The 19595-nt window shown below is 65.8% G+C and carries 20 protein-coding genes and 1 tRNA gene; 14 read left to right on the top strand and 7 right to left on the bottom strand.

From position 1 onward, the window contains the following. The first annotated feature begins 45 nt into the window (after positions 1 to 45). The gene (locus tag ACQCVD_RS06510; RefSeq protein WP_426822913.1) at positions 46 to 1506 is read left to right on the top strand and encodes a hypothetical protein; all 1461 of its coding nucleotides are present in this window, start codon (positions 46 to 48) and stop codon (positions 1504 to 1506) included. A gap of 180 nt (positions 1507 to 1686) precedes the next feature. Here the strand turns inward: ACQCVD_RS06510 and ACQCVD_RS06505 are convergent. Together ACQCVD_RS06505 and ACQCVD_RS06500 are read right to left on the bottom strand one after the other, a co-directional pair. Continuing rightward, positions 1687 to 1763: transfer RNA gene (locus tag ACQCVD_RS06505), tRNA-Pro, on the bottom strand. Positions 1764 to 1834: 71 nt separating this feature from the next. Next, a complete protein-coding gene (locus ACQCVD_RS06500; protein WP_426822912.1) occupies positions 1835 to 2746 on the bottom strand; it encodes a metallophosphoesterase in 912 nt (303 codons plus the stop codon). A 44-nt stretch (positions 2747 to 2790) separates the two neighbouring features. Between ACQCVD_RS06500 and ACQCVD_RS06495 the strand changes: the two genes are divergently transcribed. Continuing rightward, positions 2791 to 3258: a GatB/YqeY domain-containing protein gene (locus ACQCVD_RS06495; RefSeq protein ID WP_426822911.1), complete on the top strand. Its 468-nt coding sequence runs from the start codon at positions 2791 to 2793 to the stop codon at positions 3256 to 3258. Between the two features lie 23 nt (positions 3259 to 3281). Here ACQCVD_RS06495 and ACQCVD_RS06490 read toward each other — a convergent pair whose 3' ends face one another. Continuing rightward, the gene (locus ACQCVD_RS06490; protein ID WP_426822910.1) at positions 3282 to 5552 is read right to left on the bottom strand and encodes a transglycosylase domain-containing protein; all 2271 of its coding nucleotides are present in this window, start codon (positions 5550 to 5552) and stop codon (positions 3282 to 3284) included. Between the two features lie 148 nt (positions 5553 to 5700). Between ACQCVD_RS06490 and ACQCVD_RS06485 the strand changes: the two genes are divergently transcribed. From ACQCVD_RS06485 to ACQCVD_RS06470, 4 genes are all read left to right on the top strand, one after another. Next, positions 5701 to 6060 carry a WhiB family transcriptional regulator gene (locus tag ACQCVD_RS06485; RefSeq protein ID WP_426822909.1) on the top strand — a complete coding sequence of 120 codons (360 nt, stop codon included), beginning with the start codon at positions 5701 to 5703 and terminating at the stop codon, positions 6058 to 6060. Between the two features lie 77 nt (positions 6061 to 6137). After that, entirely contained in the window at positions 6138 to 6293 is a 156-nt protein-coding gene (locus ACQCVD_RS06480) for a hypothetical protein (protein WP_426822908.1), read from the top strand. Continuing rightward, positions 6293 to 6754: a RidA family protein gene (locus ACQCVD_RS06475; RefSeq protein ID WP_426822907.1), complete on the top strand. Its 462-nt coding sequence runs from the start codon at positions 6293 to 6295 to the stop codon at positions 6752 to 6754. The genes ACQCVD_RS06480 and ACQCVD_RS06475 overlap by 1 nt, the downstream gene beginning before the upstream one ends. Positions 6755 to 6800: 46 nt before the next feature. Further along, positions 6801 to 7619, top strand: a complete 819-nt coding sequence (locus ACQCVD_RS06470) for an MBL fold metallo-hydrolase (RefSeq protein ID WP_426822906.1) — start codon at positions 6801 to 6803, stop codon at positions 7617 to 7619. Positions 7620 to 7762: 143 nt separating this feature from the next. On the opposite strand, the gene glxR is transcribed toward ACQCVD_RS06470, so the two are convergent. After that, a complete protein-coding gene (glxR, locus tag ACQCVD_RS06465; protein ID WP_426822905.1) occupies positions 7763 to 8446 on the bottom strand; it encodes a CRP-like cAMP-activated global transcriptional regulator GlxR in 684 nt (227 codons plus the stop codon). A gap of 487 nt (positions 8447 to 8933) precedes the next feature. Between glxR and nth the strand changes: the two genes are divergently transcribed. From nth to ACQCVD_RS06445, 4 genes are all read left to right on the top strand, one after another. Then, complete coding sequence (nth, locus tag ACQCVD_RS06460) at positions 8934 to 9740, top strand: endonuclease III (protein WP_426822904.1); 807 nt, start codon at positions 8934 to 8936, stop codon at positions 9738 to 9740. A gap of 3 nt (positions 9741 to 9743) precedes the next feature. Next, positions 9744 to 10364, top strand: coding sequence for a thioredoxin domain-containing protein (locus tag ACQCVD_RS06455; protein WP_426822903.1), 621 nt, complete (start codon positions 9744 to 9746; stop codon positions 10362 to 10364). 74 nt (positions 10365 to 10438) lie between these two features. Next, complete coding sequence (locus ACQCVD_RS06450; RefSeq protein WP_426823063.1) at positions 10439 to 11110, top strand: NUDIX hydrolase; 672 nt, start codon at positions 10439 to 10441, stop codon at positions 11108 to 11110. A 41-nt stretch (positions 11111 to 11151) separates the two neighbouring features. Next, positions 11152 to 12345: a MarP family serine protease gene (locus tag ACQCVD_RS06445; protein ID WP_426822902.1), complete on the top strand. Its 1194-nt coding sequence runs from the start codon at positions 11152 to 11154 to the stop codon at positions 12343 to 12345. Between the two features lie 54 nt (positions 12346 to 12399). On the opposite strand, the gene ACQCVD_RS06440 is transcribed toward ACQCVD_RS06445, so the two are convergent. The 3 genes from ACQCVD_RS06440 to ACQCVD_RS06430 form a co-directional block, all read right to left on the bottom strand. After that, a complete protein-coding gene (locus ACQCVD_RS06440; protein ID WP_426822901.1) occupies positions 12400 to 13353 on the bottom strand; it encodes an alpha/beta fold hydrolase in 954 nt (317 codons plus the stop codon). Between the two features lie 88 nt (positions 13354 to 13441). Beyond that, positions 13442 to 13948 (bottom strand): phage holin family protein, encoded by a 507-nt coding sequence (locus ACQCVD_RS06435; protein ID WP_426822900.1) that lies wholly within the window; start codon positions 13946 to 13948, stop codon positions 13442 to 13444. Positions 13949 to 14455: 507 nt separating this feature from the next. Continuing rightward, complete coding sequence (locus ACQCVD_RS06430) at positions 14456 to 15286, bottom strand: HAD family hydrolase (protein ID WP_426822899.1); 831 nt, start codon at positions 15284 to 15286, stop codon at positions 14456 to 14458. A 602-nt stretch (positions 15287 to 15888) separates the two neighbouring features. Between ACQCVD_RS06430 and ssd the strand changes: the two genes are divergently transcribed. The 4 genes from ssd to ACQCVD_RS06410 are packed head-to-tail and all read left to right on the top strand — an operon-like array spanning position 15889 to position 19563. Further along, positions 15889 to 16959, top strand: coding sequence for a septum site-determining protein Ssd (gene ssd / locus ACQCVD_RS06425; protein ID WP_426822898.1), 1071 nt, complete (start codon positions 15889 to 15891; stop codon positions 16957 to 16959). Next, a complete protein-coding gene (locus ACQCVD_RS06420; RefSeq protein WP_426822897.1) occupies positions 16959 to 18098 on the top strand; it encodes a TadA family conjugal transfer-associated ATPase in 1140 nt (379 codons plus the stop codon). The genes ssd and ACQCVD_RS06420 overlap by 1 nt, the downstream gene beginning before the upstream one ends. After that, positions 18095 to 18895, top strand: coding sequence for a type II secretion system F family protein (locus ACQCVD_RS06415; protein ID WP_426822896.1), 801 nt, complete (start codon positions 18095 to 18097; stop codon positions 18893 to 18895). The genes ACQCVD_RS06420 and ACQCVD_RS06415 overlap by 4 nt, the downstream gene beginning before the upstream one ends. Further along, positions 18892 to 19563 carry a type II secretion system F family protein gene (locus tag ACQCVD_RS06410; RefSeq protein ID WP_426822895.1) on the top strand — a complete coding sequence of 224 codons (672 nt, stop codon included), beginning with the start codon at positions 18892 to 18894 and terminating at the stop codon, positions 19561 to 19563. Before ACQCVD_RS06415 ends, ACQCVD_RS06410 begins: the two co-directional genes overlap by 4 nt. Positions 19564 to 19595 lie beyond the last annotated feature (32 nt).

The following is a 19595-nucleotide window of genomic DNA, read 5'->3' as shown; positions in this document are numbered from 1 at the left end:
GCGCCTCCCGAGGGGGAGTGGCCCCGATCGATAAGTTGCAGGGGTATGAGCTCCCTCCGGTTCCGCCTAATCGCTTTGCTCGCCGTCGTTCCCCTGATCCTCGGGGCGGTGTATCTCGCCGTCGCCGGACCCGGCCTGGAGCGTTCCTGGTCCGACGCCGCGCACCCGGCCGGAGCCCCCGTCGCGCAGGGGCCGGCGGGGATCGACCCCGCTGAACTTGTCGACGCCCGCCGCGCCGCCAGCGAGGCCGGCACCCAGGCCGGCTTCCTGACCACCGGTACCGATGAACTCACGAGTGGTACCGGGCAGCTCCGCGACGGCGCGGGGGATCTGGCCGCGGGTACCGAGGAGGCGAAGGCCGGGGCGCAGGAACTCCATAACGGCCTGGTGCAGCTGCAGGCGGCCACCGGCCAGCTGGGTGATGGTGCGACCCAGGTCGCGGACGGGGTGGGCAGCGCCGTCGACCAGATCGTCGGGCTCGGCGCCGTGCAGGGGCAGATCCTCACCGCCCTCGACGACATCGACGGGAAGCTGGCGGATTCCCGGGACCCCCAGGTCGGTAAGTTGCGACGGGACCTCGCTGGCTTCCGGGGCCAGGTCGAAGCTGTCGACCTGACGGGTGGGATCACTGATCAGCTCACCGAACTCAAGGAAGGCTCCCGCGAGATCGCCAACCAGCTCGCGGTTCCCGGCTATGGCTTCCATGACGGCATCTATTCCGCCACTGACGGCGCACGTCAGCTCAATGAGGGGCTGGGTGCCTTGCAGGGCGGGGTCGGCGAGGCAGTCGACGGAGTCAGTCAGCTCGATGACGGTGCCCAGCGGATCGATCAGATGGCCGAGACCAACAAAGATCAGCTGAACACCATTCAGCGCAGTCTGCCCGCTGTGCAGGCGCCCGCCCAGGGGGAGGGGGTCCAGGCGGCCGCTGAATCGGAGATCACCGGCCAACTGGCACCGATGTACGCGCTGCTGATCGGGGCGTTGGCCGCGCTCGGCGGAGTGGCGGCAGCCTATATCGGCCGTGGCCGGTGGCTCGATCTCCTACTCGGCGGCGTCGGTGTCGTGGTGTTGAGTGGGGTGCTCTTCGGCCTGCTCAGTCAGGGGGTCGAAGCGGTGGGCGTCGCGGCCGGCGTGGCGGTACTGGCCCTGATGACCGCGGCGTCGGCCGGGTTGACGCTGCTCGCCCGCTGCGTGGCCGGGGATCGTTGGGGAGCCGTGTTCACGATGGTCTGGTCGATCGTCCAGGTTGGGCTGGTGGGCTGGGTGTGGCAGACGGCTTCTCGGACGGAGGTCGCGGCGGCCTGGGAAGTCATCGTCGCGCTGACCCCGCTGCACTACGTGACCGGGGCCCTGTCAGCGGTCGGCAATGCGGGGGCCCCACAACTCGTTTGGCTCGGTGCCGGGGTGCTCGCTGCGGTTGCGGTGCTCGCCTTTGCGGCGGTGGGGCTGGGACGGCGGAACGCTGTGACTGAGCTGGGCCAGGGGCGGGACCGGCTCCGGTGACGGGATGACGTGTGGTCAGTCTCAATGACGGTTCAGTCTGCCCCAGCTGAGCCGCATCCGGAGCTTTGTTGAGAATGAACCCTCTCGGCGGCCGATTTCCCGGCGCCCGTAGTTTCCGGAGTCCCGGGCGGGCAAAGCGAAATACCCTCCGACTCAAACCTGAGTCGGAGGGTATTTCCGTGGTCGGGATAACAGGATTTGAACCTGCGACCTCCTCGTCCCGAACGAGGCGCGCTACCAAGCTGCGCCATATCCCGTGGCACTTGCACTACTGTAGCCGACAACCTCCTCAGGAAACAAAACAGCAGGTCAGTTCGGAAAACTCCCGTTACTCCGGCCGCTCAGTGATTCGGAGCAGGGTGGCGGAGGGGCGGCACCAGAGGCGGACCGGGGCGAACTTGGAGGTTCCCAGGCCGTTGGACACGTGCATCTTCATCCCGTGGAAATCGTGGAGCCCGGAGGCTCGCTCACGGTCGATGCCGGAGTTGGTCACGATCGGTGAGCCATTCGGCAGACAGATCTGCCCGCCGTGCGTGTGGCCCGAGAGGGAGAGTTGGTAACCGTCTGCGGCGAACCGGGAGAGCACGCGGGGTTCGGGAGAGTGCAGCAGCGCCAGAGACAGGTCGGAGTCCACATTCGGGGCACCGGCGATCTCTTCGTAGTCATCCAGGTCGTGGTGTGGGTCATCGACGCCGGCGGCGGCAATGCGCACCGGGCCCACCTGGAATTCGTGGCGTGCCTGGTTGGCGTCGAGCCAGCCACGTTCGAGGAAGGCGGCACGCATCCCCTGCCAGGGCAACTCCACGGTGCTGGGAGTGCGCTTCTTCTTGAACATATAAGACAACGGGTTGGAGAACCTCGGGGCGAAGTAGTCATTGGTGCCGAAGACGAACAGCCCCGGCCGGTCGAGCAGGGGGCCGAGGGCGCGCAGGACATCCGGTACGGCGTGTTCATCGGAGAGGTTGTCACCGGTGTTGATCACCAGGTCCGGGTTCAACACGTCGAGAGCTGACACCCACGCCTGCTTGGTCCGCTGCTGCGGGATCATATGCAGATCCGAAACATGGAGGATCCGGAACTCCGGGACGCCGCGCAGTGTGCCGGGGGCGAGCAGTTCGACGGTGAGGTCCTTCAGCTCGAAGCGGTTCAGTTCGCTGTGACCCCAGGCTGCCAGTGCGGTACCGCCGACTGCTCCCAGGCCCAGCGCTGCGGCGGACGTGGTCAAGATTCGCTTCGTCATAGAGTGCACTCATCAAGACTACCTGCGGAGTATCGTGGGCAAGCATGAGTGAGCTGAAGACCCAGATCCGTGATGACCTGAAGACCGCCATGAAGGCCCGAGAGAAGGAACGCACCGGCACCATCCGCATGCTGTTGGCTGCGATCCAGGCAGAGGAAACCACTGGAACCAAGCACGAACTGACTGATGATGACGTCCTGAAGGTCATCGCCCGGGAGATCAAGAAGCGCCGCGAATCCGCTGAGGTTTACCGGGAGAATGACCGCCCGGAGTTGGCCGACGCTGAGCTGGCTGAGGTGGAGGTCCTGACTGCCTATCAGCCGAAGCAGCTGGATGACGCCGGGGTCGCTGACCTGGTCAAGGTGGCCATCGCCGAGGTCGCCGCAGACGAGGGGGAGCCGGTGACCATGAAGCAGATGGGCCAGGTCATGAAGCTGGCCACGGAAAAAGCCGCTGGCCGGGTCGACGGCAAGCGGCTTTCAGCGCAGGTCAAGGCCGAATTGCAGGCCTAGTAGTTCCGCAGACCGGCGACACGTCAGATGCCGAAGGCGTCTCTGAGGTCGCGGGTGAAGTTGTCAATGTCTTCCTGGGTCACGTCCGGGAGGACCGGAGCGGGCGGTGGCGCAGGAGCGTCGCCGTCCGCTCCACCGTTACCACCACCGCCGGGGCCGGCGGGCGGGGCGTCGTCACCCGCCCCACCGCCGCCCGGCGCCGGAGTCACGGCCGAGGCGTCGGAAGCGACACCGGGCTCGCCGGCCATGCCGGCGCTGCGCTCCGGCAGAGTGCCGGACGTGGCTTCCGGGACCTGGTTGGCGATGCCGAACCAGGTTCGGGCGGGCTCCAGCCCTCCGTAAAGGCCACCGCTGGCACACTGCTGCACCGGAGAGGTGCACAGCGGCATCGTGTTGGTGCCGTCATTGTAGATGTAGGGGGCGGCGGCGAAGTTCGAGTTGAAACCGAGGAACGCGGAGGACTGGTGGGACTCCGTGGTGCCGGTCTTGGCCGCCACCGGAGAGGTCCACCCGGCGGACTGTGCGGCAGCCTGGGCCGTACCGATCCGGGCGTCCTGGCTCATGCCGAGGGACAGGGTGTCGGCGGTACTTTCGTCAATGACCTGCTCGCAGTCGGGGCGTTCCAGGTGCACCTCTTCGCCGTCGCGGTTGGTGATCGAATCGATCGGGTTCGGCTCGCACCACCGGCCAGAGGAAGCCAGCGTGGCACCGACGTTGGAGAGCTCGAGCGGGTTCACGGCCGTCGGCCCCAGGGTGTAGGACCCCAGGTTCGCCTCCTTCATGTAGTCGGCGATGGAGTAGTCGTCGTTGTAGCTGCCGGGTTCCTCGTAGGTGCGCAGCCCGAGCTTGACGGACATGTCCACGACCGGGGCGACCCCGACCCGCTCAATCATCTCCACGAAGGTGGTGTTGGGGGAGTGCGCCAGTGCCTCAGTCAGTGTCATCTGGGGCTGATAACTGCCGGCGTTCTCCACGCAGTAGGTGTTGGCCGGGCAGTTGTCGGCGCCGCCGGAGCCCATGCCCCGCGCCTCGTAGCGGGTGGGTACGTTCAGTGTGGTCTCCAGACCCATGCCCTGTTCGATGGCTGCGGCGGCGGTGAAGATCTTGAACACGGAACCGGCGCCGTTGCCGATCAGGGAGGTCGGCTGGGGGAGCATCGTCTCCCCGGCCTCCAGATCCAGGCCGTAGTCCCGGGAGGAGGTCATCGCGAGAATGTCACGGGAGTTCTGCCCCGGTTCCACGACATTGACCACCCCGGCCACTCCCGGGGTGTCCGGGTTGACGTTCGCGGCTATCGTCTCGTGGGCGGCATCCTGGACCTGAGGGTCCAGGGTGGTCTGGATGGTGTATCCGCCCCGAGCCAACTCCTCGCGGGGCACCCCCTTGGAATCAAGGTAGGTCAGCGCGTAATCGCAGAAGAATCCCCGGTCGTCGGCGCCGATGCAGCCGTTGGGCAGCGTATTGGGGGATTCCAGGACCCCCAGCGGCTCATTCTTGTAGGCGTCCGCATCCGCCTGGCTGATGACGCCTGTCTCAGCCATGGACTGCAGGACGTCGTTGCGGCGGACGGTGACCCCTTCTTCGTTGGTGTACGGGTTCAGGGCCGAGGAAGATTGGGGGATGCCCGCGAGCATTGCGGCCTGCGGCACGCTCAGTTCCGAAGCCGGGATACCGAAGTAGGTCTGGGCTGCAACCTCGATGCCGAAGGCACCGTTGCCGAAGGGGACCAGGTTCAGATACCGGGTCAGAATCTCATCCTTGCTCAGCAGCTTGTCCAGCTCGGACGCCATGCGCATCTCACGCAGTTTGCGGGGGATCGAAGTCTCGATTGCCGCGGCCTGCTCTTCTTCGGTATCGGCATCCACCAGCAGCAGATAGTTCTTGACGTACTGCTGGTTGAGGGTGGAGGCGCCCTGGGCCACCCCACCGGAAACCAGGTTTGTCACCGCAGCGCGGGCGGTGCCCTGCAGGTCCACGCCCTCGTGCTCATAAAAGCGGCGGTCCTCGATGGCGACTATCGCGTCCTTCATCGGTTGGGAGATCTCCTCGCCGGAGACCGGCACCCGACGCTGTTCGAAGACCCACGCCATGGGAGTGCCCTCGGCGTCGGTCATCGTCGTGATCGTCGGGGTCGCCCCCTCGGTCATGTCTGAGAGGTTCGACTGCATGGTCTCGTTGGTACGGGCGATCGCCACCCCCGAAACCCCCGCAAGCGGGGCGAGGGCCAAAGCACCGACGAGGGCCGCGGCAAGGGTCGCGGCCAGCACATTTCTGAGCGAAGTTGAGACTGGCACCCTTTTACCCTACGCAGAACCTCTCGCGCAGGGGAACCCGGCATTCCCCCTTTTTGTGTGACGTCCTCGACATCGTGTTAATCCTGTGAATACACTCATATTCATAAAGGGAAAGTTACTGATTACGTTCCACACGACGGAGGTAGAGATGACAATGTCGCTCAAACGTGACCAACGGCATGATTCCCTCGTGCGAAACGGCGATGAGTGTCCCGGATTAGCGGGCGGAAACGTCGATCGCGGAGAATGGGTTACCAAAGCGAAATGCCGCGAAGGTGACCCGGACGCCTTGTTCGTCCGCGGCGCAGAGCAGCGGAAGGCCGCAGCCATCTGCCGGCACTGCCCGGTTCTCGAACACTGCCGGGCCGACGCACTGGATAACCGCGTCGAATTCGGGGTGTGGGGTGGACTCACGGAACGTCAACGGCGCGCGCTACTGCGTAAGAACCCCGAGGTGGAGAACTGGGCCAGCTACCTGGCCGCCGGTGGAGAGCTCAGCGGCATCTGACTGCCTTCCCGCCGGCGGGCGCAGCAGGTGGGGATGTGCGGCTGACGGGGCGTGACTCGCCACGTAGTGTGGGTTCCATGACTAAATGGGAATACGCCACCGTGCCGCTGTTGTCGCACGCCACCAAGCAGATTCTGGACACCTGGGGAGAGGACGGCTGGGAGCTGGTCGCCGTCGTCCCGGGGCCTAACCCGGACAACACCGTCGCCTACCTCAAGCGGGAGGCTCAGTAATGACCAAGGTCAGCGACCGGCTCCGGGAACTGGGTATCACCCTGCCGGAGGTTGCCGCGCCGGTGGCCGCTTACGTGCCTGCCGTGCAGGTGGGTAACCAGGTGTGGACCTCCGGGCAGCTGCCGTTCACCGGGGGGCAGCTGCCCGCCACCGGCAAGGTCGGTGCGGAAGTGGACGAGGCCGCCGCACAGGAGTTCGCGCGCACTGCGGCGCTCAATGCGCTCGCTGCCGTGAATGCGCTGGTCGGCATCGACAAGGTCACCCGGGTGCTCAAGATCGTGGGTTTTGTCGCTTCCGCAGACGGCTTCGGTGGGCAGCCCGGCGTGATCAACGGAGCCTCCAACCTCATGGCCGAGGTATTCGGGGAGGCGGGGGCGCATGCCCGATCCGCCGTTGGAGTGGCGGAACTGCCGCTGAATTCCCCTGTTGAGGTGGAGCTGGTCGTCGAGATCTCCGCTTAGGGATTCCAGTTCTGCGTAATCGGTTGCGGCGGCTAGAGTGGAATGCATGGAGCATCCTGCTTACAGCCAGCTTCGGCCGGTGACTGAATCCGCGTCAGTAGTTCTGTGCCCCAACCCCGGCTACGGCTCCCTGGAGGGGACCAACTCCTGGGTCATCCGGGCACCGGAGGACGAGAAGAGCATCGTCATTGATCCGGGCCCGGAGGATGAGGGGCATCTCAATGTCCTGCACTCCAAGGCCCAGGAAGTCGGTCTGACGCTGCTGACGCACCGCCATCACGATCACGCTGATGGCGCTTCCCGCTTCCGTCAGTTGACGGGCGCACCGGTCCGCGCCTTCGACGCCCGTTACTGCGAGGCGGGGGGCGCGAAGCTGCGGCACGGGGAGATCATTAACCTGGATGGCGTCACGCCGCAGATCGAGGTGGTGCACACCCCCGGCCACACCGCGGACAGCACCAGCTTCTTCATCTGGGGCGGCGAGCCCCACAACTCCGTCCTGGAGGGCATCGTCACCGGTGACACCATCGCCGGTCGACACACCACCATGATCTCCGAAACGGATGGTGATCTGGCTGATTATCTCGCCACCCTGCAGCTCTTGGAGGAGCGCGGCCGGGACATCCCGCTGCTCCCCGGACACGGGCCCGAAGGAAAGGACGTGGCCGCCTTCGCCCGCAAGTACATTGAGCGCCGGGAGTACCGGCTGAAGCAGATCCGGGAGATCTGGGCCGAACGGGGCCGGGACATCGAGGTCGGGGACCTGGTCAACCAGATGTACGACGACGTGGACCCGGTGCTGCGGGGAGCAGCCGAACAGTCCACCCGCGTGGCGCTGCGCTACCTGGCTGACCGCGACAAGTAGCCGCAACCACCTTCCGCATCGTCTGGGGTGTGGGTGGTCCGGATGCGGCCCCTCCCACGTCCCTGGATAGCTGAAACGCCGCCACCAGCCGGCCCATGGACCGGCTGGTGGCGGCGTCGGGCTTTCCGGCGCGCGGCCAGATGTTAGCGGGCGCGCTTGGCCAGGTGCTCGGTATCGACGATCAGCACCGACTTGCCCTCCAGGCGGATCCAGCCGCGGTGGGCGAAGGTGGCCAGGGCCTTGTTCACGGTTTCCCGGGACGCGCCGACCAGCTGCGCGATCTCTTCCTGGGTGAGGTCGTGGTTGACGCGCAGGGCCCCGCCTTCCTGGGCGCCGAAGCGGTTCGCCAACTGCAGCAGCGTCTTGGCCACCCGGCCGGGGACATCGGTGAAGATGAGGTCGGCCAGGGAGGCGTTGGTGCGGCGCAGACGACGGGCCAGCACCCGCAGCAGCTGCTGTGCGATCGCCGGGTGGTCGCCGACCCAGGTTCGCAGCATCTCGGAGTTCATGGTCGCCGCGTGCACCTCGGTGACACAGACGGCGGAAGAGGTGCGGGGGCCCGGATCGAAGATGGACAGTTCACCGAACATGTCGGACGGACCCATGACGGTCAGGAGGTTTTCGCGGCCGTCGGGGGCGTGCCTGGCCAGCTTCACCTTGCCGGAGGTGATGATGTAGAGCCGGTCACCCGGCTCACCTTCCTCAAAGATCGTTGTTCCCCGAGGAAAGCGGACAGTTTCCATGTCCTTGATCAGGTTATCAACGGCTCCGGCGTCCACGCCCTGGAAAATTCCAGCGCGGGACAAAATCTCCTGTACACCTTCCACGTGCATCTCCTTGGGGTACGTGTGCAATGCGATCTCCGACCGTTGGGATTCGATCTAACTGTTTCTCGCGACCGGGTGTGGCCGCAGCTTTCGAGGAAGTCGGAACTCGTCTGCACTGCAAGCTGTCTTTGGTACCAACTGTACCGTGGAATCGGTCACTTTATCATTTAAAGTTCCGAATTATCACACTGGGAGCGATCCGAGGATCTAGTATGACTAGCACCCCACATTACCCCGCATGAGAATTTTCGCTGATGTCGGTATGGCGATCCTGCAGGACCCGGCCTTCTATGCGTTCCATCTGCATGGCGAAAGCCGCGAGGATCACCGGGACGAGCACCACGAGTAATGCGGACATGTCCCCCAGAGTAGCAACTGCCTCTGGCTAATAAAAACACCTGTGTACAGTGCTTATGCCGGTCCTGGCTGAGGTCGGTCCGGGCGATGGGTTCGGGAAATGTCCGGTCCGCTGGCTAAAGTAGGGAACATGTCCCAGTCCGAAGGCTCCCTCACACGGCGCACCACGCCGGCTGACCGTCCCCGGATCGGGTCTCACCTCGCCGCCAAGGGGAAAGAGACCTACCTCGGTCGAAAACGGCGCGCCCGCCGGATCAACCGCACCCTGGCCGTCGGACATCCGGACGCCCACTGCGAACTGGACTTCTCCAACCCGCTTGAGTTGACCGTGGCCACGGTCCTGTCCGCCCAGTGCACTGATGTGCGAGTCAACCAGGTTACGCCGGCGTTGTTCGCCCGCTTTCCCACCGCCGACGCATACGCCACCGCGCGCCAGGCGGAGCTGGAGGAATACATTCGTCCCACCGGCTTCTACCGGGCGAAGGCGCGCAACCTGATCGCGATGGGGCAGCGGCTGGTCACGGATTTCGGCGGTGAGATTCCGCGGGAGCTGGATGATCTGGTGAGCCTGCCGGGAGTCGGACGGAAGACCGCACACGTCGTCCGCGGCAATGCCTTCGACATCCCGGGACTCACCGTGGACACCCACTTCGGCCGCCTGGTCAGCCGTCTGATGCTCAGTGACCAGACCGATCCGGTGAAGGTGGAGTTCGCCATCGCCGACCTGATCGAGAAACCGGAGTGGACGATGTTCTCCCACCGGATGATCTTCCACGGACGGCGCGTCTGCCACAGCCGGAAGGCCGCCTGTGGGGCCTGCTTCCTGGCCGCGGACTGCCCGTCCTTCGGAGTCGCCGGCCCCGTGGATCCGATGACGGCCGCTGAGCTGGTCAAGGGCGACACCCGGGAGCATCTCCTGGACTTAGCTGGAGTGTGAGACATGAGATCCAGCATGAAGTGGTACGCGGTCGGTGTCGTCGTGGTGACCCTCCTCGTGGTGCTGGCCGTACCGGCGATGCTGCGCAGCGTCAACGAGGATGCTGCTTCGCCGCCTGCCTCCACGACGCCGTCACCGGCACCGGAGTCGGCTCCGGAACCGTCTGCTGCACCAGTGGCCGGGGCGGACCGCCCAGACTGTCGTGCGAGCGGGGTCGCCGGGGTGGATCTGCCCTGTCTGGGCGGGGGCAACGGTGCCACCGCCGCGGACACGCAGCCGGCGGGCACGGAGGCCAGCGTCGTGAACCTCTGGGCGTGGTGGTGTGGGCCGTGCCGGGACGAGCTGCCGATTCTCGAGGAGTTCGCGGACGCCCATCCGGAATATGACGTCGTGGGAGTTCACGCCGACGCCCACCCGGACAACGGGATCGCCCTGCTGGAGGACCTGGACGTGGCACTGCCCAGCTACCAGGACAATGACAATCTCTTCGCCGGGACGCTCGGGCTGCCGGCGGTCGTGCCCATCACCCTGGTCGTCGTCGACGGTGAACAGGTGGCGATGTTCCCGCAGCCCTTTAAAACGGTTGCGGAACTGGAAGCCGCGGTATCGGAGGCGGTCGCGTGACCCTGCCAGGCGGATTCGAGCCCGACCAGCCCGGAGAAAATATCGCTCTCAGCCCGGAAAAGGCCCCCCTGTGGATGGGGAAGCTACTGGAGAGCATTGACGCCGGACGTTTCAGCAGCGGTCTACGCACCGGTGAACTACACCGGTCCACCCGCGTCGACCAGAATCGCCGGGCTGCGGTGCTGATGCTCTTTTCCGGGGCGGAAACTTCCTTGGAGCTGCCCAACGACGCCGCGGTGCTGCTGACCCACCGCTCGCCCAGGATGCGTTCGCACTCCGGGCAGATCGCATTCCCGGGCGGCCGCGTCGACGCCACCGACCGCAACACGGTGGACTGCGCGTTGCGGGAGGCCTGGGAGGAAACAGGGTTGGACCGCCAGACACTGACTCCCGTCGCGGAGCTGGAGGAGGTGCACATCCGGGCCTCCGGATACCCCGTGCATCCGATTCTCGGGCACTGGCATTCTCCGTCTCCGGTAGCCGTGGTCAGCCCGGCGGAAGCCGATGAGGTCTTCCCCGTCCCGGTCTTCGAGCTGATCGACCCCGCCAACCGCATGATGGTGCAATGGGGGACGTGGCGGGGTCCGGCGTTCAAGGTCAACGGTTATGTGGTCTGGGGATTCACCGGCGGCCTGTTGTCCGCGGTGCTGCACCATGCTGGCTGGGAGGAACCCTGGGACCGCGACACGGCCGTGGATCTGCGCACTGCCCTGGCCTCCTCACGCAATAATGAAAGTCCTAAATAGGTGAAATTCCCTCACTTTCCGAACCCGAACTGGAGCACCGTGTGACTGCGAGTCTGATTGTCGACGCAATTCTGGTGCTCGCTGTCGTCTTGGCGATGTTCAGTGGCTGGCGCGCCGGGGCGTTCTCCTCCGTGCTCAGCACCATCGGCGTGGTGGCCGGACTCATCTGTGGTGCGGCGCTGGCCCCGCTGGTGATGCAGCTGGCGGAATCAACTCCGCTGCGCGTTCTCCTGGCACTGGTCACGATCATCCTGCTGGTGGGTGTCGGCAACCTGGTGGGGGGAATGATCGGCACGACATTACGGGACCGGATGCGTTTCCGGTCCTCGATGAAGATCGATTCCGGCATCGGAGCCGTGTTTCAGGGCCTGGTGACGCTGCTGGTTGCCTGGTTGGTGGCTCTGCCCCTGGCCTCCGGTGTCGGCGGCGCGATCGGTGACGGCATCCGCAACTCCACGATCCTGGGCTACGTGGACCGGGTGACTCCGTCCCAGCTGAATCAGGTGCCGACCCAGATCTCCGCGCTGCTCAACGATTCCGAGATCCCGTTGATCGGATCGCCCTTCCAGCAGAGCGCCTCCCCGGACGTGGAGGCCCCGCGGATCGACGTCGCCAATCGGGAGCTGGTGGATCAGATGCGACCGTCGGTGGTGCACGTGCTGGGTGACGCCCGCGTCTGCAGCCGTCGGCTGATGGGCACCGGTTTCGTCACAGAATCCGACTACGTGCTCACCAACGCTCATGTGGTCGCCGGCACGGAGAGCGTGCGCCTGGACACTGTCCTGGGGCTGCGGGAGGCCGAGGTGGTCTACTACAACCCTGAGATCGATATCGCCGTGCTCCACAGCCCGGGTCTGGATCTGCCGTCCCTGGACTGGGCGGAACAGCCCGCTGACACCGGCGATGACGCCATCGTCATGGGATTCCCGGAATCCAGCCCCTTCGAGGCCGCGCCGGCGCGCATCCGGGATCAGATCACCATCGCGGGACCGGACATCTATGCGGAAGGCCGAGTGGAACGTGACGCCTACACCATCCGCGGGGCAATCCGACAGGGTAATTCCGGTGGACCGATGACGGATGCGGAGGGGGATGTGCTGGGCATGATCTTCGGCGCTTCCGTGGACTCCTCCGACACCGGCTACGCGCTGACGGCGGATGAGGTGCTCGAGCAGGTCGGCGACATCACCGAGTTGACCGAACCAGTGGACACCCAGTCGTGCGTGGTGCGCTGAGTACCCGACCCGGGGATGTGTAACGACGCCGCAGGGCGTCCCCGTCCAGGGCTCTCACGCCTCCCGGGCCAGGAAGTCCAGGACAGTGGTCACGAAGCCCGTCGGATTCTCCAGGTGGGGGAGATTGCGGGCGTGCGGTACCGCCACCTGCTCGACCGTGACTCCAGCTGTCACGCGGTCGCGGGAGCGGCGGGCCAGATGCGGCCAGGCGCCGTGCTCCTGGTAGAGCAGGAGGGTCGGTGCCACCACCTGTTCCCGCAACCAGGCCAGGGGCAGCGAGGTCAGTAGCAGCCGGTTGTTGCGGACGACGGCTGGCCCGGTGCTGCTGATCCCCGCGGCCGTCACCCGCAGATTGATCTCCTCCCGGAAGTGCGTGCTCCGGTGGTAGGAGCTGGTGGTGTTCAGCCGAAGTTGCCGCCGGTACATCGCTGGCGCCCAGCGCTGCAGCCGCTTGATGCCGGCGGACGGCAGGCGGCACAGCAGGCTGCGCGTGAGCAACCACGGGTACAGCCAGGGGCGACTGGCGATCGCGCGGCGCAGGTCCACCGGGTGAGCTGCGGCCACCGCCACCAGGGCGCGGACCCGCTCCGGTTCACTGGTTGCCAGGGTCCACGCGACAGACCCGCCCGTGTCGCTGCCGACGACCACCGCTGAGCCGTGGCCGAGCGCCCGGATCAACCCCGAGACGTCACCTACCGCATTGCGGATGTCGTAGCCGTAACTGGACGGAGGCTTATCGGACATGCCGTAGCCGCGGGCGTCCACCGCCGCCACGTGGTACCCGGCGGCTGCGAGGGGCGCGATGACCTCCCGGTAATCGAACCATCCTGCGAAGGAGCCGTGCAGGAGCAGCAACAACGGATTCGCCGGGTCGCCGGCGGTTACCGCATGGAGCCGAATTCCCCTGGTGTGGATGTGTTCGTGCCGGAACGGGCCGTCCAGGGCGACGACTGACGGGGAGAGGTCACTCCGGAAAAGGCGGCTACTGCGGACGGGGGCAAACGGCACGGGCGGACTCCTGAGCTATGAAAAACCGCCCCGGGGCCGAGTGGTACAGCTTGGCGGCGCAGCGGGACGGCAACGGGTGATGGCAGGGTTAGCTGAACATTCCCCGGTCACGGGCTTCCAGCTTCTTGGTGGCCTTGCCGGGAACCAGGCTCTTGAGCTCATTGACGGAGTCAATTGTTCTCTTGGGGGCCCCGATCTTCTTCACCTTGCGCCAGCCGAACAGGGCCAGGGCCCCGGCGAGGACGACCATCACCAGGAACACGATCAGGAATGACGCCCACGGCTCCAGCCAGATCGACAGCAGGGCGGCGACGAAGAAGAAAAAGAAGAAGGAGCTGTACAACGCAATCACGCCGGCGACGCCGAACAGACCGCCGCCGATCGCGCCCTTCTTCGCCTCGCCAGCGAGCTCTGTCTTGGCCAGCTCAAGCTCTGCGCGGAACAGACTGGACATCTGCGCGGTGGCATCGCTGACCAGGTTGCCGACCGAACCCTGCCCCGCGGCACGGGTATCAACGTCGTTCAACGGAATCGAATTGACCTTGGCGGAGAAATCCTCGGTGCCGTCGGTAAAAAGGCCGTTCTGATTGCTCACGATGTTCTTTCCTCCAGGGGTCGACAGATAGGACCGGGGTTGGGCGCACTGACGTCGTGGACATCAGTCTGGGACATCAATATCCCCAATGGTGCCACGGAATTGACGTGCGTGCGTGTCCGACGACCCGTTTAGTTGATGGTTTCCTGAGCACCAGCCTAGTTGATGGAGCTGGAAGTGACCGCTTCCGCCCTGATCCGCTGACGCCGTTTTCCGGCCGGTGTGCCCGGGGTGCTGGTGGTCCCGAGAGGTTCCGGGACATCGGTGCCGCCCGGGGCAGGCCGCGACTGGGGATCTCGGTATCTGCTACCGCGCCCATCGACAGGCCTTCCAACCCGTCGGTGGGGCAGGCGCTCAGCTGCCGGGGACGGGGCGTCGACGTCCTGTTCCGTGGCCCCGATGCGATCGGCGGTCTCGTCGCCGACGGCCGGGTCGACGCAGTAGGTATTCGCCTGCGGCTATACGGCTTCGGATAGTCGGTGGGTGTTGCAGGGCAGGGGGAACCTGTTAAGCAGAGCCACGGCTGGTGGCGCGCTTGGCCCACCACAGGCCGCCGACGGTGACCGCCGCCAGGCCGGCCAGCACGCTCGTGCCGATCGTGACCTCACGAGCGGTCGGCGGCTGGAAGAGGGGCACCGGATTCCGGAAGGAGAGAATGTCCCAGCTGTTTTCCAGGGCGCTCTTCTTCATCTGCCGGTCCGGATTGACTGCCGCGGGATTACCGACAGTCTCCAGCATGGGGATGTCGGTGGCCGAATCGGAGTAGGCGTAGCTGGCCGTGAGGTCGTAGCCGTGTTCTGCGGCGAGCCGACGCATAGCCTCCGCCTTGGCCGGTCCCTTGCAGTAGAAGCTGACCTCACCAGTGAACTTGCCGTCCAGAACCGCCAGCTCGGTGCCGACGACGGTGTCCACCCCTAACTCCGCGGCGATCAACTCGACCAACAGGGTGGCAGACGCGGAGATGATGATGACGTCGTGTCCGGCGGCCCGGTGCGATTCGATCAACTCCCGGGCCTCGGCGTAGATCGTCGGGGTGACCACGGTGTGCAGCGCCTGGGAGGCGATCTCCCGCACCTGGGCAACGTCCCAACCGGCCACCATGTCGGCCAACTGATCCCGGGAGGTGTCCATCTGCTCACCGGAGTGGCCGCCCAGCATGAACGAGGCCTTGGCCAGGTAGAGTTCGATCGCCTCACTGGCGGAGATCAGACCGTTGTGCAGGAACTCCCGGCCGAAAGCATGGGCTGAAGATGTGGCGATGACGGTTTTGTCCAGGTCGAAGAAGGCGGCCACCTGAGGCGGGGTGGCGGGTTCTTCGGGGTGGTGCTGGGCGTTCACGTCGGTCAGTCTAGTGCGGGAAGCTGCGGCCGCATAGGGACTGTTGTGAAAATTGTGATTACTGTTGCTCACGATCTTCAGTTGCCGTTCCATCGGGTTCCGCCTTTTGCAGGGTCAGGGTCTTCAATGGGATTATCTCGGCTCATCGACGAGACGTTACGAAGCGGTAACAACTTATGGGGCGACGTAGAGTCCTGCGGCTACAGGGAGTCCTGGGTGGGTGTCCACTCTTCGATCGGTGGGACGCCGTGTGCCGGTCACTGACCGGCGGCCGAAAACGGATACGAAATTTTGTGCGAAAAGTATTGTCAAGGCACCTGCGGTGTGCAATAATGCTGCTTGCAAGGCCCCGATATACAGTGTGGCCTGCCCCGGCTCGCCCCCCGAGGCCGGGTTAGACGGCCCGCGCACACCCCCCCCGAGGCGCGGGCCGTCCTTTTATGCCCGGGCCTCCCCATCTTCACCGATTTGGAGCGTCTCCGCGACACGGAGCTGAAGTTTGTCCACAGCTGGGTGATGATGGGTCTACAACTTTCGGGTTTATCCACAGTCTGCTGGCCGGGTGATTGTCGGAATTGCGTCAGACTACGAGGGTGTGGGGCATGACCTCGGAAACTGCCACCATCCTCGTAGCCGTCGCTGATCCGGTGCTCCACCCGGAGGCACTCCACGTCGCCGCCGCCACTGGGAGGCGGGTCATCGACACCACCGACCCCGGAGAGATCGCCCGTCATCATTCTCGGGTTGACGCGGTACTCATTGATGCGGAAGGAGCTGCCACGGTTGCGGGGCTTCCCCGACGGCGACAGGTCTATTTTCTCGTGGCTGATCCCGGCCCTGTGGATTGGCAGGCGGCCCTGGAGGCCCAGGCCGAACAGGCACTGGTGATCCCGGCTCAGGCCGCAGAGCTCTTGAAATTACTCGGACGAGAGGGATCTCCCCTTGCGGGTGGGGGAGAGGTGGTCGGCGTGGCCGGCGCCGCCGGCGGGGCAGGTACCAGCACCTTCGCTGCAACCCTGGTTCGGGCCGCAGGGGCCGGACGTACCCCCGCTCTCATTGATGCTGATCCCTCCGCTGGTGGCTTGGACCTGCTGCTCGGGTTGGAGGACGCGACGGGAGCCCGGTGGCCCGACCTGCGTTTCGGCACGGGGGCCGTCTCAGCCGAGGACCTACGGGCAGCGCTTCCCACCACCAGTGACCAGATCGCTGTACTGACGGGCGCCCGTGCGACTGTGCCCGATCCCTACCGCCTATCAGCGGCAGAACTCGGGGCGGCGTTGCGCAGTTTCCGGGCCGCGGCAGGTCTGTGCGTGGTGGATCTGCCTGGCGGGAACCTCACTGAGGATGTGGTCGAGCACTGCGACCGTCTGGTTCTGCTGGTGCCTGCGGAGGTGCGTCCCGTCGCGGCGGCGGCGCAGGCGATAAACCGATGGCGGGCACGGCAGGTTGAGACTCTTCTGGTGGTTCGCCATCGCGGCTGGTCGGGGCTGTCCCCGGCAGATATCGAGAAGATCACCCGGAGTGAGGTCATCGCCGAAATCGGTACCGTCGCGCGGCTGCCCAAGCAGATCGAGATGCTGGGACTGCCCCACAACCTGCCCAAGCCCCTGCTGGTGGCGGCGCAGGCGGTGCTTGCGGAAACCCGTTCCGCCGCCGTCGGGAGTGCAGCGTAATGGCGACTGACACAGAACTGCTGGAGAAGATCCAGCGCCGCATGGTCGAGGAGACGGACCGTCCGGATGCCGCTGCCACTGCCCGCATCGTGCGCGAGGAAGCCGGGGTGATCAGTGATGTCGACGTACTCGCGATCTTGCGCAAGTTACGGCACGATTCCACAGGCATCGGTCCGCTGGAGCCGCTTCTCCTGTTGGACGGAGTCACGGACATCGTGGTCAATGGGCCGGAACAGGTCTGGTTTGACAGGGGCCAGGGACTGGAGCAGGCGGACCTGCGCTTTGATGCTGACGCAGATGTGCGGCGGTTGGCCACCCGGCTGGTGGTGGCCTGCGGTGGCCGGCTCGATGATGCCCAGCCCTTCGCCGACGGGAGACTCCGGCGCTCTGACGGTAGTCAGATCCGTATTCACGCACTCCTGAGTCCTCCGGCGGACGGGGGAACCTGCCTGAGCCTGCGGGTACTGCGGCAGGCGGTGACCACCCTGGAGCAATTGGTGGAGTCCGGCACGTTGAGCTGCGAGCTGGCGGAACTGCTGCAGATTATGGTGTCCCGGCGCATAGCCTTTCTGGTTACAGGCGGAACCGGTACCGGAAAAACCACCCTGCTTGCTGCCCTCTTGGCGGCGGTTCCCGGACACGAGCGGATCCTGTGCATTGAAGACACCGCGGAGCTGCAACCCATTCATCCGCATGTGGTGTCGCTGGTGGCCCGCTCCAGCAACATTGAGGGTAGGGGCGCGATCTCCCTGGCAGACCTGCTGCGGCAGGCCCTGCGGATGCGTCCCGATCGGATCGTGGTGGGCGAGATCCGCGGTGGGGAGGTGGTGGATCTCCTGGCGGCGCTCAACACCGGTCACGATGGTGGCGCGGGGACCGTGCACGCGAATTCCCTGCAGGAGATTCCGGCCCGTATGGAGGCGCTGGCCGCGCTCGGCGGACTGGACCGGCATGCCCTGCACTCCCAGCTCGCGGCGGCGGTGAAGGTGGTGCTCGGTATGCGGCGGACCGCTCAGGGCCGACAGCTCCACCAGCTCGGCCTGCTCCACGGAAACCCGGTGGAGGTCTCGGTGATCTGGGATGCTGATCACGGCTCCCGCCCCGGGTTCGAGGATTTTCGCAGGCGGGTCAGCTCATGATTCCGTTGCTTCTGCTTGCGCTCAGCTTCGCCTTGCCCGGGCCCCGTCCGGCAGGCCGTCTCGTTTCCGGCGGTGCCCCCGGCCGACAGCTGCGCCGCTCCCCGGTGAGCATGACCTTGTTCGTTCTCACTGCTGGGTTGGCTGGCCTGATCTTTCTGTTGCACGGTCAGCTCAGCACCGCGTTGGCCGGTGGGATCGCAGTTAGCACTGCGGTAGTCACGCTCCGACAGTTGCGCAATGATCAGCTCGCCCGCAGACGATCCACCGCTACTGCGGCGTTTCTCGGCCACCTGCTCGGTGAACTCCGTGCCGGGACGGGCATGCCACAGGCTCTGGGGGCAGCGGCCGCAGCCGTGACGGAGGAGGCACCGACTGAGTTCCGACGCCTCGTCGAGGTCACTGCCGCCCGCACCCAGGCTGGTGGTGCGGGCGCCGAGGTGCTCCTTGATGCAGCAGACTCCGCTCCGGAGCTGGCCGACACCGCCCAGTTGTGGCGCACTGCTGAACACCATGGGATCCCCCTGACTCCGTTGATCGAGCAGGCACAGTCCCGCTTAGACACCCGCGCCCGGCATCGGGCCGCCACCAGCGCGTCGCTGCAGGGACCACAGGCCACAGCCGTCGTGCTCACCCTGCTGCCGGTCGCCGGGATCCTGATGGGAACGGCAATGGGGGCGGATCCATTGGGGTTGCTCTTCGGTGGCGGACTGGGCGGGATGCTGTTGGTTCTCGGGGTGGGGCTGAGTTGCAGTGGGTTTCTCTGGTCCCGCCGGATCATCACGGGAGCCACCCGATGAAGGAGCTGTTGTCGTTGCTGTTCAGTCCCGCCACCCTGGTCCTGTTGTCCATGGCTCTCATGATCGTCCCGCCCGCCCCCGCCGGAAGAGCCCTCGGGGAAGATGGGGTCGCCGTCTCCGACGGACCCAAACGACCCCGCGACGGCCCCGGCCGTGGCGGTGCCGGGACCCGGCTGTGCCGATGGCTGGGGCGCATCTGGCCCTCAGCGCTGAGCAGCGGAGGCGGCCGGATCGACCGGCTGGCCGTGGCCGCCGACATCGCCTTGTTCGCTGCCTGTGTGCGGGCCGGACTGTCCCCGGGTACTGCTGCGGGGGCAGTGGCCGGGAGCACGTCAGATGAGTCAGCCGGAGCGTGGAGCGATGTCGCCAGGCTATTGGCGGTCGGTGTGGACCCGGCGCGGGCCTGGCACCGGATGAACGGGGTTCCCGGGCTGGCGGAGCTATCTGGCATCACCCGGCTGTCCCACCGCTCAGGAGCGGCGATCGCCACCGGTTGCGAACGTGTCGCTGACACATTGCGTACCGAGGCAACCGACAGCGCACACGCCGCAGCTGAACGCGCCGGGGTCTACATTGCTCTACCGCTAGCCGTCTGCTTTCTTCCCGGTTTCATCGTCCTGGGCCTGGCCCCGGTCGTGATCAGCCTGGGACTGGAGCTGCTCGGCTAGTTCGTGGGAGCTGTCCCTTCTGTCCCTTCGAC

This window comes from Corynebacterium halotolerans (assembly GCF_050107895.1).
Taxonomy (GTDB): domain Bacteria; phylum Actinomycetota; class Actinomycetes; order Mycobacteriales; family Mycobacteriaceae; genus Corynebacterium; species Corynebacterium halotolerans_B.
The sequence above is the reverse complement of the archived record's forward strand: the minus strand, read 5'-3'. Positions and strand labels throughout refer to the sequence as shown.

Bases quoted from the DNA above. Each gene is read 5' to 3' on its own strand.
- ACQCVD_RS06495 (WP_426822911.1), top strand. From the start codon at position 2,791: ATGAGTGAGCTGAAGACCCAGATCCGTGATGACCTGAAGACCGCCATG.
- ACQCVD_RS06410 (WP_426822895.1), top strand. From the start codon at position 18,892: ATGAAGGAGCTGTTGTCGTTGCTGTTCAGTCCCGCCACCCTGGTCCTG.
- ACQCVD_RS06500 (WP_426822912.1), bottom strand. From the start codon at position 2,746: ATGACGAAGCGAATCTTGACCACGTCCGCCGCAGCGCTGGGCCTGGGA.
- ACQCVD_RS06455 (WP_426822903.1), top strand. From the start codon at position 9,744: ATGAGATCCAGCATGAAGTGGTACGCGGTCGGTGTCGTCGTGGTGACC.
- ACQCVD_RS06415 (WP_426822896.1), top strand. From the start codon at position 18,095: ATGATTCCGTTGCTTCTGCTTGCGCTCAGCTTCGCCTTGCCCGGGCCC.
- nth (WP_426822904.1), top strand. From the start codon at position 8,934: ATGTCCCAGTCCGAAGGCTCCCTCACACGGCGCACCACGCCGGCTGAC.
- ACQCVD_RS06475 (WP_426822907.1), top strand. From the start codon at position 6,293: ATGACCAAGGTCAGCGACCGGCTCCGGGAACTGGGTATCACCCTGCCG.
- ACQCVD_RS06420 (WP_426822897.1), top strand. From the start codon at position 16,959: ATGGCGACTGACACAGAACTGCTGGAGAAGATCCAGCGCCGCATGGTC.
- ACQCVD_RS06470 (WP_426822906.1), top strand. From the start codon at position 6,801: ATGGAGCATCCTGCTTACAGCCAGCTTCGGCCGGTGACTGAATCCGCG.
- ACQCVD_RS06480 (WP_426822908.1), top strand. From the start codon at position 6,138: ATGACTAAATGGGAATACGCCACCGTGCCGCTGTTGTCGCACGCCACC.
- ACQCVD_RS06485 (WP_426822909.1), top strand. From the start codon at position 5,701: ATGACAATGTCGCTCAAACGTGACCAACGGCATGATTCCCTCGTGCGA.
- ACQCVD_RS06510 (WP_426822913.1), top strand. From the start codon at position 46: ATGAGCTCCCTCCGGTTCCGCCTAATCGCTTTGCTCGCCGTCGTTCCC.
- ssd (WP_426822898.1), top strand. From the start codon at position 15,889: ATGACCTCGGAAACTGCCACCATCCTCGTAGCCGTCGCTGATCCGGTG.
- ACQCVD_RS06450 (WP_426823063.1), top strand. From the start codon at position 10,439: ATGGGGAAGCTACTGGAGAGCATTGACGCCGGACGTTTCAGCAGCGGT.